The organism is Pseudomonas azotoformans (genome assembly GCF_900103345.1).
Classification (GTDB): Bacteria; Pseudomonadota; Gammaproteobacteria; order Pseudomonadales; family Pseudomonadaceae; genus Aquipseudomonas; species Aquipseudomonas azotoformans.
The window spans coordinates 2,986,828-3,004,595 of record NZ_LT629702.1; the positions used below are offsets into that span (position 1 = coordinate 2,986,828).

The 17,768-nt window shown below is 61.5% G+C and carries 12 protein-coding genes; 5 read left to right on the forward strand and 7 right to left on the reverse strand.

From position 1 onward, the window contains the following. Positions 1 to 86 precede the first annotated feature (86 nt). Positions 87 to 1,211, reverse strand: a complete 1,125-nt coding sequence (locus BLR69_RS13265; RefSeq protein WP_071493824.1) for a GNAT family N-acetyltransferase — start codon at positions 1,209 to 1,211, stop codon at positions 87 to 89. A 283-nt stretch (positions 1,212 to 1,494) separates the two neighbouring features. Here BLR69_RS13265 and BLR69_RS13270 point away from each other — a divergent pair, with 283 nt between their 5' ends. Continuing rightward, positions 1,495 to 2,817, forward strand: coding sequence for a putative porin (locus BLR69_RS13270; RefSeq protein ID WP_028617432.1), 1,323 nt, complete (start codon positions 1,495 to 1,497; stop codon positions 2,815 to 2,817). Positions 2,818 to 2,924: 107 nt separating this feature from the next. On the opposite strand, the gene BLR69_RS13275 is transcribed toward BLR69_RS13270, so the two are convergent. From BLR69_RS13275 to aceK, 5 genes are all read right to left on the reverse strand, one after another. Next, positions 2,925 to 3,170, reverse strand: a complete 246-nt coding sequence (locus BLR69_RS13275; RefSeq protein ID WP_058425368.1) for an anti-sigma factor family protein — start codon at positions 3,168 to 3,170, stop codon at positions 2,925 to 2,927. Beyond that, positions 3,164 to 3,778, reverse strand: coding sequence for an RNA polymerase sigma factor (locus tag BLR69_RS13280; protein ID WP_071493825.1), 615 nt, complete (start codon positions 3,776 to 3,778; stop codon positions 3,164 to 3,166). Before BLR69_RS13280 ends, BLR69_RS13275 begins: the two co-directional genes overlap by 7 nt. Positions 3,779 to 3,795: 17 nt before the next feature. Beyond that, the gene (locus tag BLR69_RS13285) at positions 3,796 to 4,917 is read right to left on the reverse strand and encodes a beta-ketoacyl-ACP synthase III (RefSeq protein ID WP_071493826.1); all 1,122 of its coding nucleotides are present in this window, start codon (positions 4,915 to 4,917) and stop codon (positions 3,796 to 3,798) included. Positions 4,918 to 5,224: 307 nt separating this feature from the next. Beyond that, positions 5,225 to 9,136, reverse strand: a complete 3,912-nt coding sequence (gene hrpA / locus BLR69_RS13290; protein ID WP_071493827.1) for an ATP-dependent RNA helicase HrpA — start codon at positions 9,134 to 9,136, stop codon at positions 5,225 to 5,227. Positions 9,137 to 9,209: 73 nt separating this feature from the next. Beyond that, positions 9,210 to 10,925 carry a bifunctional isocitrate dehydrogenase kinase/phosphatase gene (gene aceK / locus BLR69_RS13295; protein ID WP_071493828.1) on the reverse strand — a complete coding sequence of 572 codons (1,716 nt, stop codon included), beginning with the start codon at positions 10,923 to 10,925 and terminating at the stop codon, positions 9,210 to 9,212. A 406-nt stretch (positions 10,926 to 11,331) separates the two neighbouring features. Here aceK and BLR69_RS13300 point away from each other — a divergent pair, with 406 nt between their 5' ends. Next, a complete protein-coding gene (locus tag BLR69_RS13300) occupies positions 11,332 to 12,942 on the forward strand; it encodes a methyl-accepting chemotaxis protein (protein ID WP_371858626.1) in 1,611 nt (536 codons plus the stop codon). Between the two features lie 53 nt (positions 12,943 to 12,995). After that, positions 12,996 to 13,883, forward strand: a complete 888-nt coding sequence (locus BLR69_RS13305) for a DMT family transporter (RefSeq protein WP_071493830.1) — start codon at positions 12,996 to 12,998, stop codon at positions 13,881 to 13,883. 37 nt (positions 13,884 to 13,920) lie between these two features. Here BLR69_RS13305 and BLR69_RS13310 read toward each other — a convergent pair whose 3' ends face one another. Next, positions 13,921 to 14,781 carry a DMT family transporter gene (locus BLR69_RS13310; RefSeq protein WP_071493831.1) on the reverse strand — a complete coding sequence of 287 codons (861 nt, stop codon included), beginning with the start codon at positions 14,779 to 14,781 and terminating at the stop codon, positions 13,921 to 13,923. Positions 14,782 to 15,187: 406 nt separating this feature from the next. Between BLR69_RS13310 and BLR69_RS13315 the strand changes: the two genes are divergently transcribed. Next, positions 15,188 to 15,979 (forward strand): CPBP family intramembrane glutamic endopeptidase, encoded by a 792-nt coding sequence (locus BLR69_RS13315; protein ID WP_071493832.1) that lies wholly within the window; start codon positions 15,188 to 15,190, stop codon positions 15,977 to 15,979. 205 nt (positions 15,980 to 16,184) lie between these two features. Continuing rightward, positions 16,185 to 17,750, forward strand: a complete 1,566-nt coding sequence (locus BLR69_RS13320; protein ID WP_058427327.1) for a methyl-accepting chemotaxis protein — start codon at positions 16,185 to 16,187, stop codon at positions 17,748 to 17,750. Positions 17,751 to 17,768 lie beyond the last annotated feature (18 nt).

Consider the following 17,768-nt stretch of genomic DNA (forward strand, 5'->3'; position numbering starts at 1 on the left):
GAAAAATGTCAACGATAACGCGGGCAGCCTGGTTTAACGCGGTGTCTGGGCGTTCTTCGCGAGCAAGCTCGCTCCTACAGGGGGATTTATACCTGCCGATACGGCAAGGCTGCCCTCGCCTCCTCGGCATACGCCACGATCCCTACGCGCTCGCGTTCGAGGAAATCCTCCACGGCATTCTTCAATCCCGGATGGCGCAGGTAGTGCCACGACCGCGTGATCACTGGCTCGAACCCACGGATCAACTTGTGCTCGCCCTGTGCCCCCGCATCGAAACGCTGCAGGCCGTGGGCGATGGCGTAGTCCATGCCCTGGTAGAAGCAGGTTTCGAAGTGCAGACGGTCAAACTCTGCCAGGCAGCCCCAGTAGCGGCCGTAGAAGCTGTCGTCGCCGAGCAGGCTGAAGGCCATGGCTACCGGGCGCGAGCCTTGCTTGGCCAGTACCACGCGGATGGCTTCAGGCATGCGCTCGGCCAGCAGGCTGAAAAACGCGCGAGTCAGGTAGGGCGATTGGCGGCGCACGGCATAGGTGTTGGCGTAGCAGGCGTAGACAAAATCCCACTGCGCCTCGCTCAGTTCATGGCCTTGCAACCACTCGAAATCGATCCCCTGCCCCGCCACTTGCTCGCGCTCCTTGCGCATCTGTTTGCGCTTGCGCGAGCTCAAGGCGTCGAGAAAGTCCTGGAAGTCGCGGTAGCCGCGGTTCTGCCAGTGATACTGACAGCCCAGGCGCTGCAACCAGCCCGGTTGCCGGGCCAGTGCAGCATCGGCCAGGCCATCGGTGAAGTTTATATGGGCGCTGGAAAGCCCCTCGATCTCCAGGTAACCCGGCAGGCTCTTGAGCAGCTCAAAACCGTCTTCGGCGCTGGCGGCCAATAGACGTGGACCGCTGACCGGGCTGAACGGCACCGCTGTCAGCAACTTGGGGTAGTAGTCGATGCCGGCGCGCTCACAGGCATCGGCCCAACCGTGATCGAACACGTACTCCCCATAGGAATGCCATTTGCGGTAACTGGGCAGTGCGGCCACCAGCCGGTCACCCTCCCAGTGCAGCAAATGCTCCGGCTGCCAGCCCGATTGCGGGCCCAGGCTGGCGCTGTCTTCCAAGGCGCTCAGGAACGCGTGCCGCACGAACGGCTGCCCCTGCGGCACCAGCGCATCCCAGGCTTGCGGGACGATTTCGGACAGGCTGTCCAGGCGTTGCAGCGGCATCGGCATCCTCACTGGTTCGGGGCGTGAAAGCCTGGCGAGTATCGCCGATTGCCGGCCCTGGCACACCCCCGTTTCGCGCGACAAGGCTCTAAACCAATAGTTCCGAACGTGAAAAATTTGTCATCTAGATGACATCACTTCGCCACTGCGCCGTCATAAACGATCGTGATACTAACGCCTGTTTTTAGAGCGCCTGGTTCTACCCGGCGGCTATTTTTCCGTCCGTCATCGGTCGGTTGTGTCCTGGATGGTTTGCCATCCCTCCTCACTTTCGGAGATTGATATGCGTCTTGCTTCCACTAAAACTGCGGCGGTCCTGTGCGGCGGCCTGTTACTGGCCCTGAGCGTTCCGGCCAGCGCTGCAGTCGACGCTAAATTGCTCGACATGCTCAAGGCCAACGGCCAGATCACCGCGGCGCAGTACACTGAACTGCAAAGCGAGCTGGCCAAAGACCAGAAAGAACAGCAGATCGCACGGCAAGCTCAACAAGAGACCAACGAACAGATCGCGGCCACCGCGAAGAAAACCAATGAGCTGAGCAGCTTCGACCAGAAGCTGGCCTGGGCCGCCAAGACTCAGTTCAAGGGTGACGTACGTTTCCGTCAGGAAACCGTGAAAATCCAGGGCGAATCCAACAACGGCGGCCGCGACAAGGACCGTCAGCGCATCCGTGCCCGCCTGGGCGCCTACACCGAGATCAACTCGCAAGTCGACACCGGTATCCGGATTGCCACCGGCAGCAGCGACGATGCGCGCTCGACCAACCAGGACCAGGACAACTATTTCGACAAGAAGTCGATCTGGCTGGACCTTGGCTACATCGACTACCACCCGGACCAGATCAAGAACCTGCACGTGATCGGCGGCAAGATGCTGCAACCGTGGGTGAACATGGGCGACGTCATCTGGGATAGCGACATCAACCCTGAAGGCCTGGCCCTGACCTACAAATACCCGCTGGGCAGCAGCGCCGAGCTGTTCGGCAGCCTCGGTAACTACAACCTCAAGGACAACGTCGACGGCGATGGCGTGCAATTCCGTCACGACCTGCGCCTGACCTCTGGCCAGTTGGGCACACGCTTCTCGGTCACCGACAACCTGAAAATGACCCTGGGCGGCAGCGTCTACGCCTACCAGAACGACAAGGACAGCCGTTGCACAACCACCACCACGCCTTGCGCACTGGCGGTCAACGGTAACTCGGCCGACAACCAGTTCCGCCTGTATGAAGGCTTTGCCCAAGCCGACATCGGCGGTCTGGCAGTGCCGCTGGCGTTCTACGGCCAGTACGTGAAAAACAACGACGCCGTGACCGACCAAGACACCGCCTGGCTGATCGGTGCCAAGTCGAAAGTGTTCGGCTTCAACCTGGACTACAACTACCGCGACATCCAGCGTAATGCCGTGGTGGGTGCCTTCACCGACTCGGACTTCGCCAATGGAACCACCGGTTCGCGCGGTCACAAGATGAAGGTCAGCTACGACATCGACAAGAACTTCGCCCTCGGTGCCACGTACTTCCTGACCAAGGCCGACTACGCCAGCCGTACCCAGCGTGACGCCAACACCAACACCCTGCAGCTGGATGCAGAAGCCAAGTTCTAATAGTAGGTGTTGAAAGCCTTGGGCCAGGACGGCCCGAGGTGGCTGTACCAGTCTTGCGTGAGTGGATCGGTCCCCATCATCCGTTCGCTCCACCCACGCGAGCCTGTTTATTCCCCGCCTTTGTGATCCTTGAGCCGCTCGTCAGCCAGACGCTGGGCCAAGGCCTCCACACCCTCTACCGGCTCATCCGGCATTATCTTCAGCGTCGCCTGCATCAGGCGCATCTGGCGGATAAACCGGCGGCAGTTCGGGCAGAACATCAAGTGATGACGCACCAGCAGACGCTCGCGAAAGGTCAACTGCCCATCGAGATAGTCACTGGAACGTGCCACTTGTTCTTTACAGGTCAACATTCGCCCGTTTCCTCAAAATGCTCCACCGTGGCGAAGACTTTAAGCCGTGCCCGATGCAACAGCACACGGACATTGGAGAGCGACAACGTCAGAAGATTACAGATCTCTTCCAACTCCAGGCCCTGCCGTTCGCGCAGCACCAGCACGCTGCTTTGCAACTCCGACAGACTCAGCAACGTATGCTCCAGGCATTTGCGCAGTTCATCTTCGGTGAGCAGGGCTTCCGGGGTGTCCTGGTGCCAGGCGTAGGGGGCGACGGCCCAATGGCCATCGTCAGGCGTGAAGCGATCATCACCGATAGTGCCGTGGGGCGAAGGCAGATCGTCGAGCAACACTTCGCGACGATTCTGCTTGTAGCGCCCTTTGGCAGCGTTGGCGGTAATGGTCAGCAGCCAGGTCTTGAGGCTGGAACGCCCCTCGAACCTGGCCAGGTTGCGCACCACCGACAGCCAGGCATCCTGCACGACTTCGTCGGCGTGACGCTGGCCGACGATGGCAAAGGCCACCGCGCGCATGGCGCTCTGGTAGGTGGTGACCAATTCCTTGTAGGCCCGCTGCTCACCCTTGAGCAGGCGTTCAAGCAGGTGCGCGTCGTCCGCTGCTGCCATTCAAGACCTCGATTGTCTTAGCGTTTGCGCAGGATCACGCTGCCGATCGAATAGCCCGCGCCGAACGAACTGAGCACCGCCACGGAGCCCTTGGGCAGGTCATCCTGATTCTTGTGGAACGCAATCACCGAACCCGCCGAGCTGGTGTTGGCGTAGGTATCGAGGATCACCGGTGCTTCTTCGACCGTGGCTTCGCGGCCCAGCAGCTTCTTCACGATCAGGTGGTTCATGCTCAGGTTGGCCTGGTGCAGCCAGAAGCGCTTCACATCGGCCACGTTCAACTGGTTTTCCGCCAGATGCACGCCAATCAGCTCGGCCACCATCGGGCATACGTCGCGGAACACCTTGCGGCCTTCCTGTACGAACAGTTTGTCCGGCGCGCCGATGCCCTCTTCCGCGGCGCGGTTGAGGAAGCCGAAGTTGTTGCGGATGTTATTGGAGAACTTGGTCAGCAGCTTGGTGCTCACCACGTCGAACTGATGTTCGGAGGTTGCCAGGTCGGCGCGCTCCAGGATCACGGCGGTGGCCGCGTCACCAAAGATGAAGTGGCTGTCGCGGTCGCGGAAGTTCAGGTGGCCGGTGCAGACTTCCGGGTTGACCATCAGGATCGCCCGCGCCTGGCCCAGCTGGATGCTGTTGGCGGCGTTCTGGATGCCGAAGGTGGCCGAGGAACAGGCCACGTTCATGTCAAAACCAAACCCTTCGATGCCCAGGGCTTCCTGGACTTCAATAGCGATGGCCGGGTAGGCACGTTGCAGGTTGGAGCAGGCGACGATCACACCGTCGATGTCGGCGGCGGTTTTGCCCGCGCGTTGTAGAGCTTGTTCAGCGGCGCCGACGGCCATCTGGCAGAGGACCGACCATTCGTCGTTGCTGCGCTCGGGCAGGCGTGGGGCCATGCGCTGCGGATCGAGAATGCCGTCCTTGTCCATCACGAAGCGGCTCTTGATGCCGGAGGCCTTTTCGATGAAGGCGGCGCTGGATTCGGTCAGCGGCTGCACGTCACCGCGCTCGATGGCGGCGGCGTTGTCGCTGTTGAACTGATGCACGTAGGAATTGAAAGACTGCACCAGCTCTTCGTTGGAGATGCTGTTGGCCGGGGTATACAGGCCAGTGCCGCTGATGACGACGTTATGCACGGTCGTTCCTCTAAATCTGTCAGGCAGAAGATATTGGTACCGTCGTACCAAACTATAAGTAGTCCGATTCCGCTCCGCGGACACCAAACTGGCATCGCTTTATTCCATCGCGCCGCAGCCTTTCGCGACGATCCCGGCATTTATAACCGCGAAGTTTGCCACAACCCTCGGAATTTGGCGCTATCTGTGGGAGGGGGCTTGCCCCCGATAGCGGTGGGCCAGTCAACACATCCTTTACTGACAGACCGCAATCGGGGGCAAGCCCCTCCCACACTGGACCTGTATTGCCTTGGAAACCGTGTAAACATCAGGCTTCTACCTGGCTCCACTGCTTGCTCAGGCGCTTGTCGGAAATCGGCACTTTGGTCCCCAGTTGCTGGGCAAACAACGACACCCGGTATTCCTCCAGCCACCAGCGATACAGCTCCAACTGGAGGTCGCGCTTGCCTTCCTGGGCGTGTTTTTTCAGGCGGTTTTCGTACTGCGTCCACAGGCCGGCCAGCTCGCCGCTCCACACCCGATCCTTTTGCACTTGGCTCGGTAGTTTTTCCAGGCGCAACTCGATGGCCTTGAGGTAACGCGGCAGCTCCTTGAACCACTGGGCCGGGGTTTCCCGTACAAACCCGGGGTATACCAGGTTGCTCAGTTGCTGCTTGATGTCGTTCAAGGCCACGGCCTGGGCCAGGTCGATCTTGCCTTTGAAGCGTTTTTGCAGGCCGTGCCAGAGTTTCAGCACCTCCAGGGTCAGGCGCGCCAGACGCTCGGCGTGCTCGGTCCAACTGCTGCGTTTGCGCTCGGCCAGGGCAGCCAGACCAGCGCCATCACGCGGCAGGCTGGCTTCGCCTTCGAGCACGCAGGTGTCGAGGCTGGCGAGCAGGATGTCTTCCACCAGCGCATCGATCCGGCCCAACTCGCGGTACATCAGGCCCAGTTCGGTCAGGCCTGGCAGTTTGCCGCGCAGGAATTTCGCCGGTTCTGCCAGTTGCTGCATCAGCAGGCGTTGCAAGGCGCGACGATGCTGGAACTCGGCCTCGGCCGCCGTGGAGAAACGCCCTTCCTTGACCGTGCCGTTTTCTTCCACCAGTGCCGGATACACCGTCATCGACAACCCGGCGATCTTCTGCTGCGTCTTCTCGGCTACCGCCGCGAACACCTTGGCCTCCACCGGCTGCTGGCTTTTTGCAGTTTGCGGCACGGCCAACGCGGCCTGGCTGGCCTCGGCAAAGCGCGCCGTCAGTTCGGCGAGATCCCGGCCTTCGCCGAGGAACTTGCCCTGGCCGTCGACCACTTCCAGGTTCATCTTCAGGTGGCTTTCCACCTGCTGCGCGGCCTCAGCCCAGGCTTCATCGCTGACCCGCGCCCCGGTCATGCGCAACAATTCGCGGCCCAGGGCCTGGGACAATGAGCCCTGGCCGAACTCGATGCGTTGCAGGGCCGCCTTGACGAAGTCCGGCACCGGTACAAAATTCTTGCGCAGCGCCTTGGGCAGGTTGCGCACCAGGGCGATGCACTTGGCTTCGATCACCCCCGGCACCAGCCACTCCAGGCGCTCCGGGGGCAAGGCGGGCAACAGCGGCGCCGGCACGCGCAGGGTCACACCGTCACGCGGGTGGTTGGGTTCGAAGTGGTAACTCAAGGCCAGTTCCAGGTCACCCAACTGCAGGGTGTCCGGGTAATGCGCAGCGGTGACTTCGCTGGCCTCGCGGGCCAGCACGTCTTCTTCGCGCATGATCAACAGTTGCGGGTCTTTCTGGCTGTTGACCTTGTACCAACTGTCGAAGGTCGCGGTCTGGTGGATCTCCGCCGGCAGGCGCGCATCGTAGAAGGCGAACAGGGTTTCCTCGTCCGCCAGGATGTCGCGCCGGCGCGCCTTGGCCTCCAACTCGTCGAGCTGTTCCAGCAGTTGCTGGTTGGCGGTGAGGCACTTGGCCCGCGACTGGATCTCGCCACGCACCAGGCCCTCGCGGATAAACAGCTCGCGGGACACCACAGGGTCAATCGGCCCGTAATGCACCGGCCTGCGCCCGACCACAATCAGCCCGAACAGGGTGATCTGCTCGAAGGCCACGACCTGGCCGCGCTTCTTCTCCCAGTGCGGCTCGAAGTGGTTTTTCTTGATCAGGTGCCCGGCCAGCGGTTCGATCCAGTCGGCGTCGATCTTGGCGACCATGCGCGCATACAGCTTGGTGGTTTCCACCAGTTCGGCGGTCATCAACCATTGCGGGCGTTTCTTGCCGATGCCCGATGAGGGGTGAATCCAGAAACGCCGCTGACGTGCACCGAGGTAATCGCCGTCCTCGGTTTTCTGACCGATCTGGCTGAGCAAACCGGACAACACCGCCTTGTGCAGTTTAGGAAAGTCCGCCGGCTCTTTATTGACGCTCAACTGCATGTCGCGGCAGATCAGGCTCAACTGGCGATGGGAATCACGCCATTCGCGCAGGCGCAGGTAGTTGAGGAAGTTCTTGCGGCACCAGTTACGCAGCGGGCTGGCAGTCAGCGCCTGGCGCTGCTCTTCAAAACCGCGCCACAAATTGACCAGGCCGGCGAAGTCCGAATCCGGGTCCTTCCACTGTGCGTGGGCCTGGTCGGCGGCCTGCTGACGCTCCGGCGGACGCTCGCGCGGGTCCTGGATCGACATGGCGCTGGCGACGATCAGCACTTCCTGCAAGCTGCCCAACTTGGCGGCTTCGAGCAACATGCGGCCCATGCGCGGGTCCACCGGCAGGCGCGCCAGTTGGCGGCCCAGTGGCGTGAGCTGGCTGTTGCGGTCCACCGCCGACAGCTCTTGCAGCAGGTTGAAACCGTCGCTGATGGCCTTGCCGTCCGGCGGTTCGATAAACGGGAAGTCGGTGATTTCGCCGAGACGCAAATGCAGCATTTGCAGGATCACGGCGGCGAGGTTGGTGCGCAGGATTTCCGGGTCGGTAAATTCCGGGCGGCCGATAAAATCTTCTTCGCTGTACAAACGAATGCAGATGCCCGGCTCGACCCGGCCGCAACGGCCTTTACGCTGGTTGGCGCTGGCCTGGGAAATCGCTTCGATCGGCAGGCGCTGCACCTTGGCGCGGTAGCTGTAGCGGCTGATGCGCGCGGTGCCACTGTCGATCACATAACGAATGCCCGGCACGGTCAGCGAGGTTTCCGCGACGTTGGTCGCCAGCACCACGCGCCGGCCCGGATGGGACTGGAAGATGCGCTGCTGCTCGGCCGGCGACAGGCGCGCGTACAGCGGCAGAATTTCGGTGTGCTTGAGCTGGGCCTTGCGCAGCATGTCGGCGGCGTCGCGAATCTCGCGCTCGCCCGGCAGGAACACCAGCACGTCGCCGGGGCTGCGCCGCTCGCTGCGCTCATAGGCGGCGATTTCATCGAGGGTGGCGAGGATCGCCTGGTCGACGGTGAGGTCGTCCTCGACGCGGTTACCCTCCTCGTCCTGCTCCAGGGTCAGTGGGCGGTACCAGGTGTCCACCGGGAAGGTGCGGCCCGACACCTCGACAATCGGCGCATCGTCGAAATGCTTGGAGAAACGTTCCAGGTCGATGGTCGCCGAGGTGATGATGACCTTGAGGTCCGGGCGACGTGGCAACAGGGTTTTCAGGTAGCCCAGCAGGAAGTCGATGTTCAGGCTGCGCTCGTGGGCTTCGTCGACGATGATGGTGTCGTAGCGTTCCAGGTAGCGGTCGTTCTGGGTTTCCGCCAGCAGGATGCCGTCGGTCATCAGCTTGATCAGGGTGTTGGAATCGCTCTGGTCTTCGAACCGTACCTGATAGCCGACCAGCGCGCCGAGCGGTGTGGCCAACTCCTCGGCGACGCGGCTGGCCACGCTACGTGCGGCGATCCGGCGGGGCTGGGTGTGGCCGATCAGGCCGAACTGGCCACGACCGATTTCCAGGCAGATCTTCGGCAACTGGGTGGTCTTGCCCGAGCCGGTTTCGCCGGCAATGATCAGCACCTGATGCTTGTTCAGCGCCTCTTTGATTTCATCGCGCTTGGCCGCGATCGGCAGGCTGTCGTCATAACGAATCACCGGCAGGCTGGCGCGCCGCGCCGTGACCTGGGCGCAGGACGCCTGCATGCGCGCCACCCACTGCGCCAGCTTCTCCTCGTCGGGCTTCTTGCGCAGCTCAAGCAGCTGGCGCCGCAAGCGGTGGCGGTCAGCGAGCATGGCGTGATCGAGGGTTTTGAGCAGTTGGTCGATAGTGGGCGCTTGGTCAGTCATCAGGTACGCAAGGGTCGTCTATATATATGCAGGGGGCGGATTGTCGCAGAAAACCGCCCACAAGCGTGCCCCCTCATTCGTTATCGCGGTCTTTGCGCCGATACGGAAACACATCGATCACCTTGCCGGCGCGAATCGCCTCCTGCAGGCCTTTCCAGTAATCGGCGTTGTACAACTCGCCGTGCAGCTCGTCGAAGAGCTTGCGCTGGCCGGCATCGGCGAACAGGAACGGTGGGAATTCTTCGGGGAAGACGTCCAACGGGCCGATGGAATACCAGGGCTCGGAGGCCATTTCATCCTCCGGGGTACGCGGCGCCGGGATGTGGCGGAAGTTGGCCTCGGTAAGGAAGCAGATTTCGTCGTAGTCGTAGAACACCACGCGGCCGTGGCGGGTGACACCGAAATTCTTCAGCAGCATATCGCCGGGAAAAATGTTCGCCGCCGCCAGTTGCTTGATCGCCAGGCCGTAATCTTCCAGGGCTTCGCGCACCTGGGCGGGGTTGGCGTTGTCGAGGTAGAGGTTGAGCGGGGTCATGCGCCGCTCCGTCCAGCAGTGGCGGATCAGTACCGTGTCGCCCTCCACTTCGACGGTGCCCGCCGCCACATCCAACAGCTCGGCCAGGCATTCGGGCTCGAACTTGCTCAAGGGGAAACGGAAGTCGGCGAACTCCTGGGTGTCGGCCATGCGCCCGACCCGGTCGACGCTTTTGACCAGGCGGTACTTCTCGATCACCGTGGCGCGGTTGACGTTTTTCGACGGTGAAAAACGGTCCTTGATGATCTTGAACACGGTGTTGAAGCCCGGCAGCGTGAACACGCTCATGACCATGCCACGCACGCCGGGGGCCATGATGAACTGATCGTCGGTGGTCGCCAGGTGGTTGATCAGCGCGCGATAAAACTCCGACTTGCCGTGCTTGTAAAAACCGATGGAGGTGTACAACTCGGCGATGTGCTTGCCCGGCAGGATGCGCTTGAGAAAGCCGATGAACTCCGCTGGCACCGGTACATCCACCATGAAGTAGGAGCGGGTGAACGAGAAGATGATCGACACATCGGCTTCGTCGGTGATCAGCGCATCGATCTGGATGCCTTGCCCTTCGCGGTGCAGCAACGGGATAACCAGCGGCCATTGTTCGTCGCGGGTGTAGATGCGCCCGACGAGGTAGGCACCTTTATTGCGGTAGAGCACCGAGGAAAACAGCTCGACCTTGAGGTCCGGGTCCTTGCACACCCAGTCCGGCAGGTTTTCCCGCAGTTGGGTTTCGAGGCGATGAAGATCGCCTGCAAGGTCGGCGTAGGATTCGCTGAAGCGGTAGTCGGCAAAGATCTGCGCGAGCATTTCCGGGATGTGCCCAGCGGGTGTGTAGGTGCGCGTCTGCGCGGCCCGTGCCCGGCGCAGGCTGGGCCGGGTGGTGTGGATGAACATGCTGCCGTCGCTGATCAGGTCGTGGCTGAACAGCCCGCAGAAGATCGAGTTGTACCAGGTCTCGGAGAGTTCATCGTCGAAGCGCAGGTCGATCAGGCCGATGTAGGCGCTTTTGACCACAGGCCACGCATCGATGTCGAGCAGTGCGGCGTCATCGAAGTGCTTACGCAACCACTGGGTCACCTCAGTGACCTTTTCCTCATAGAGATTGATCCGCGCCGCCGACGCCGCCTGGCCCTGTTGCCACTGGGCCTTTTCGAAACGCTCGCGGGCGCCATCGGTGATCTGGCGGAAATGCTCGCGGTAATCGTCGAAGCCATCGAGGATCATTTGGGCAATGGCGAGGGCGAGTTGCGACATGTGGGAAACCTCGAACGGGCATCTGGAAGCCCTGAGCTTAGCCAGTGTACGAACGCAGGAGAAGGGTCATTTTTCGTGCAGTCTTGTACAACTCCGTTCATTTCGTACATTTGTTTTCAATTTTTTTAATTCGACCAATCGGTCAATAAACGCACTAAAAAGTCGCCCGGTGTTTTCCCCATACGCCCACAACGACGCGGCCTTGCCGCTTAGAGCAGGAAACACGCGTACTCACCCGGTGACTCTGCCCTCTACAAACCTTTGGATCCAACTAAGGGAAACCCTGATTACCACCTTGATGGCACTTTGATATATAGCGCGCCCTCTCCCACCCTAACAAGGTCCGAAGACCGATCCGGGAACAGGTTCTAATCGCCCAAGGAGCATAGAGATGTCATTGAGGAACATGAGGATCGGTCTGCGTGCCAGTCTGAGTTTTGGGGTTTTGGCCAGCTTGCTGGTGATTGTGGGCCTGTTCGGCCTGGGCCAGATGGCCAAGTTGCGACAAAGCGCACTGGTCATCGAGCAATCGTGGATGCCGAGCATCGAGAACATCCACGACAGCGCGGCCTTTGTCGCCAGCATCCGCCTGGAGGCCTTGCGCCTGGCGACCACCGACGAATCGCGGATCCGCGACAACAGCAAAGCCCTGATCACCCGCCAGCGCAGCGAGCTGCAAACCCTGCTCGACCATCACAAAAGCCTGCTCAGCAGCGACGAAGAGCGTCAGATGCTCAAACAGCTCGAAGGTAACGTGAACACTTACCTGACCCTCGTCGAACAGATCGTCACCCTGGTGGACAAGGATCAGCAGCAAGACGCCATTGACCTGCTCAACACCCGCGTCGCTCCGCAGGGCGTGATCCTCAACAAGAGCCTGGAGGACCTGATCGTGTTCAACCAGAACGGCGTGGAAACCGCAGTGGATTCAGCCGCGCAGACCTATTCCAGTGCCCAGTGGATCGTCGGCCTGATCATCGTATCCGCCTTGATCGCCACCTTGTTGCTCGCCTGGCTACTGACCCGCAGCATCACCGCCCCGCTCGGCCAGGCGCTGAGCGTGGCCCGCACCATTGCCGGCGGCGACCTGAGCCAGCCGATTGCCGTCAGCGGCAAGGACGAACCGGCTCAATTGCTCAACGCCCTGGCCACCATGCAGGCGCAATTGCAAGGCACCATTCGGGGCATCAGCGAATCGGCGCAACAACTGGCCTCCGCCGCCGAAGAGATGAGCTCGGTGATGGAACAAAGCACCCGTGGCCTGCAGGCGCAGAACGACGAGATCGAACAGGCCGCCACCGCCGTCACCGAAATGAGCGCGGCCGTGGACGAAGTGGCCGGCAATGCCGTGTCCAGCGCCGAGGCGTCCCAGGCCTCCGACGAGGACAGCAAGCACGGCCACTACCAGATCAGCGAAACCATCAGCTCGATCCAGAACCTGGTCGACGAAGTGCTCGGCGCCTCGAACAAGGCCGAAGGGCTGGCCGTGCAGGCCCAGGACATCAGCAAGGTGCTGGAAGTGATCCGCGGCATCGCCGGGCAAACCAACCTGCTGGCGCTCAACGCCGCTATCGAGGCGGCTCGCGCGGGCGAGGCCGGGCGCGGTTTTGCGGTGGTGGCCGATGAAGTGCGCTCCCTGGCGCAACGCACCCAGGACTCCACCGAAGAAATCGAACAGATGATCACCGGCATCCAGCGCGGCACCCAAGACACCGTCGATGCGCTGAACAGCAGCGCCGAGCACGCCGGCCAGACGCTGCAACGAGCCAACAGCGCCGGCAGCGCCCTGGAAAAAATCACCGCGGCCATCTCGCAGATCAGCCAGCGCAACCTGGTAATCGCCAGCGCCGCCGAGCAGCAGGCGCTGGTGGCACGTGACGTGGACCGCAGCCTGGTGAACATCCGCGACCTGTCCACCCAGACCGCCGCCGGTGCCACCCAGACCTCGGCCGCCAGCCAGGAACTGTCGCGCCTGGCGGTGGACCTGAATGGGCTGGTGACGCGGTTTGTCCTGTAATCGATAGAAATGTCGTGTAACACTCGCCGCCTTATTGAGGGTAGGAGTGTTCCGTGAGACCTGTCGACACCTTGTACTTGCTGGGACTCGCCGCCATCTGGGGCGCGAGTTTCCTGTTCATGCGCATCATCGCGCCCGAGATCGGCACCGTGCCGACGGCATTTTTCCGCGTGTCGATTGCCGCCGCCGGGTTGCTGGTGATCCTGGCGGTGATGCGGGTGAGCTGGGATTTCCAGGGCAAGTTCAAGACCGTGTTACTGCTCGGCGTGATCAACTCCGGGATCCCGGCGACCATGTATTCAGTGGCCGCCCAGGTGCTGCCGGCGGGTTACTCGGCGATCTTCAACGCCACCACGCCGTTGATGGGTGTGCTGATCGGCGGGCTGTTTTTCAGCGAACGGCTGACCCCGTCGAAAGTCGCCGGGGTCTGCCTGGGGCTGCTGGGCGTGGGTGTACTGACCCGCGCAGGGCCGGTGGCGTTTGATCTGGAATTGTTGATGGGGGCGCTGGCGTGTTTGCTGGCGACCACCTGTTACGGCTTTGCCGGGTTCCTGGCAAGGCGCTGGCTGGATCAGCGCGGTGGCTTGGACAGTCGCCTATCGGCGCTGGGCAGCATGCTTGGTGCGACGTTATTTCTGTTGCCGTTCTTTGCATACAGCGCGATCAGTCAGCCGCCCGCAAGTTGGGGTGGATGGCAGGTGTGGGGGTCGTTGCTGGGGTTAGGGCTGGTGTGTACGGCGTTTGCCTACATTCTTTACTTCCGGTTGCTGACGTCCATTGGGCCGGTGAAGTCGATGACGGTGACCTTCATGATTCCGCCGTTTGGTGTGCTGTGGGGGGCATTACTGCTGGATGAGCCGCTGTCCATGGCGCATCTGTATGGTGGGGTGTTGATCGCTGGAGCGTTGTGGCTGGTATTGCGCCCGAAAAAAAACCTGTAGGCGTGAGCTTGCTCGCGCCTACAGGGAGGTTGGGCCTTTAGCGTCTGCGGAAGACAAACACTAATCCGATGATAATCAACCCCATCCCAACCAGACTCAACAGAGCAAGCCTGTTGCCAAAGATCAGGTAGTCCATCACCGCCGTCACCGCTGGCACCAGATAGAACAGGCTGGTGACATTCACCAGGTTGCCCCGGGCGATCAGGCGGTACAGCAACAGCGTGGCCAGCAACGACACGACCAGCCCCATCCACAGCACAGGCAGGTAAAAACTGCTGCTGTGCTCAAAGTTGAATGGCTGGAACGGCACGAATGCAGAACACAGCAGCAACCCCGCCAGGTACTGCACCGGCAGCGTGCCCAGGGGGTTGTCGGTGATGCGTTTCTGCATGATCGAACCAAAGGTCATGCTGGCCAGGGCCAGCAGCCCGAACAGCATGCCCGCCAGGGACATGCCGGACAAACCAATGCCCTGATACACCACCATGATCAGCCCCGCCAACCCGAGGCCCAGGCCGAACACACGGCTGAATGAGCGCTGGCGCTCCATCAGCACCACGGTGAGGATCGGCTGTACGCCCATGATGGTTGCCATCACGCCGGGGGTGACGTTGAGGTCCAGGGCCAACAGATAGAAAATCTGGTAGGCGCCCAACAACACCAACCCCGTCGCCGCGGCATACAACAGCGGCTTGCCGGGGCGCGGCAGTTTCAACTTGAGGATCGGTATCAGCACCACCAGGCCCACGAGGGCAATGGCAAAACGGATCAGCAGAAACGCAAAGGGTGACGCGTGGGCCAGGCCCCATTTGGAGAAGATCGCCCCGCTGCTCCACAGCAGGACAAACAGGCTCGTCGAGGCCGCCGCGGCCACGGATTGTTTCGAAAGAACAGACATGGTTACCACCTGTAATCAGGCAAAAAAGCCGACTCAGCAGACGCTGAAGTTCAAGGTTTTTTCAGGCGGGCAGACGGGAACAGCAATCAGCTGATCAGCCCAAAATACCAACACCCGGCGGTGATACGACTGCGTACACCGGCGTACTGCTGACAGGTGGGGGGTAGTGACTGATCTGCGCAGGCTGCTTGTCCCCGCACGGCACGACCGCAGCGTTGACCGCTGAATCGACTACCGCTGTGCGCTGGAGAGCTGGCATGGACTGATCTTGTGTGAGGGGATGAAGAGGCTGGGACTATACCCAGCCGGAGTTACGTTTTGCAATCGCCTTGAATGGAGTAGTTTTCATGCAGGACCTGCCGGACGGCTCGCTATAATGCCGCCCAGCTTTTTCCAAGGACTCCCCATGATCGCATTGCCCTGGCTGTATCTCGCGCTTCTTTCCATCGGCTATCTGCTGGCGTTGATGTACGGGCAACTGGGGGTGCTGGCAGCCGTGTCCGTCGCCCTGCTGCTGATCGCCGGCTACGCGGTACGCCAGCAACGCACGCCTTGGGCGCGCTACCTGGGCCACGGGCTTTTTGTGGTGCTGGCCTTGAGCCTGGCGATGCACTGGTTGCCGGGTTTCTACAACGGGCGCGGCATTGCCTCGCAGCGTTTCACCGAGGACGCCGTCCCCTTCTCGATGTACCTGAACCAGGACAAACCGCTGATCGGCTTCTGGCTGTTGCTGGCCTGCCCGTGGATTGTGGCGCGGCGCTCGTTGCGCTTGTCGATCTGCGTGGCCGCCCTGGCGTTGACCCTCACCGCCATCGCTGCCCTCGGCGGAGCGGCCTTGCTGGGCGTGATCAGTTGGGCACCGAAATGGCCGGAACAAGCCTGGCTCTGGGTACTGAATAACCTGCTGTTGGTGACCCTGGTGGAAGAAGCCCTGTTCCGGGGTTACGTACAGGGCGGTTTGAGCCGACGTTTCAAACACCTGCCTTACGGTGAGAACCTGGCGCTGCTGCTGGCCTCGCTGCTGTTCGGCCTGGTGCACATCGGCGCAGGCTGGCATTGGGTATTGCTGGCGAGCATCGCCGGGGTGGGTTATGGCCTGGCCTATCGGTTTGGCGGTCTGGGCGCGGCGATAGCCACGCACTTTGGCTTGAATCTGCTTCACTTCGGGTTGTTTACCTACCCGATGCTGGCCGGTTGATCCCCGTCCCAGTAGGAACGGGCGTGCTCGCGAGAAACGCCAAGGCACCGCGTTTTTCCAGATGCCCCGCGTTATCGTTAACGCTCTTCGCGAGCAAGCTCGCTCCTACAGTGGGGACGTGCGTACCGCCGATTGTTGCAAAAATAAGTTAAATAAAATGCCGATCTTGCCGATAACCCCTGAAAGCCTTGCGGATTGAACAATCATGCGTAATAACCAACCCGTTACCCAGCGCGAACGTACCTTCCCCGCTCAGCAACGGTTGATCTCCACCACAGATGCCAAAGGCGTGATCACCTACTGCAACGACGCTTTTGTCGAAATCAGTGGGTTCTCCCGCGACGAACTGGTGCGTGCCCCGCACAACCTGGTGCGTCACCCGGACGTTCCGGCGGCGGTGTTCGCGCACATGTGGTCAACGCTCAAACAAGGCTTGCCATGGATGGGCATTGTCAAGAATCGCTGCAAGACCGGTGACCATTACTGGGTTAACGCCTATGTGACGCCGGTTTTCGAAGGCAACCAGGTGGTCGGCTACGAATCGGTGCGCATCAAGCCCACCGCCGAGCAGATCCGCCGGGCCGAAGCGCTCTACCAACGCATCAACCAGGGCAAGTCGGCGATCCCCCAGCGGGACAAGTGGCTACCGGTGTTGCAGGACTGGCTGCCGTTTATCCTGGTGAGCCAGTTGAGTTTCATGATCGGCGCCTCGCTCAACTCCCACTGGGGCTTTGCCCTGGCGGCGGGGTTGTCGGTGCCGCTGGGCCTGCTCGGCCTGAGCTGGCAACAGCGCGGCCTCAAGCGTTTGCTGCGCCTGGCCGAGCAGACCACCTCCGACCCGCTGATCGCGCAGATGTACACCGACAGCCGTGGCGCCCAGGCGCGCCTGGAGATGTCGATCCTCAGCCAGGAGGCACGTCTGAAGACGTGTCTTACCCGCCTGCAGGACACCGCCGAACACCTCAACGACCAGGCCGCACAGTCCAACACCCTGGCGCATAACAGCTCCAGCGGCCTGGAACGCCAGCGCGTCGAGACTGAGCAGGTGGCGACCGCCGTTAACCAGATGGCGGCCACCACCCAGGAAGTCGCCAGCCATGTGCAGCGCACAGCGGACGCAACCCAGGAAGCCAACCGCCTCACCGGCCGTGGCCGCGATATCGCCGGGGAAACCCGCGAGGCGATTCAGCGTCTGTCCGTAGCAGTGGGTGAGACCGGTGTGACCGTCACCCAACTGGCCAAGGACAGTGATGAAATCGGCGGTGTGGTCGACGTGATCAAGGGCATTGCCGACCAGACCAACCTGCTGGCGCTCAACGCCGCCATCGAAGCGGCCCGTGCCGGTGAGATGGGCCGTGGGTTTGCGGTGGTTGCCGATGAAGTCCGTCAACTGGCACAGCGCACGGCGGAGTCGACCGGGCAGATCCATGCCCTGATCGCCAAGCTGCAACAAACCGCCGCCGCTGCCGTACAGACCATGGACGCCGGGCATCGCCAGGCCGAAGAAGGCGTGGCACGGGTGATGGAAGCGGACCAGGCGTTGGTGGGCATCAGTGAAGCGGTGGCGCATATCACCGACATGACTACCCAGATCGCGGCTGCCACCGAAGAGCAAAGCTCGGTGGCCGAAGAGATCAGCCGCAATATCAGCACCATTGCGCTATTGGCAGACCAGACCTCGGAGCAAGCGTTGAACTCGGCGCAGTTGAGTGAAGAGTTGACGCATACCGCGAATACCCAGTATTCGCTGGTAGAACGGTTTAACCGTTAAACCGCTTTCGCGAGCAAG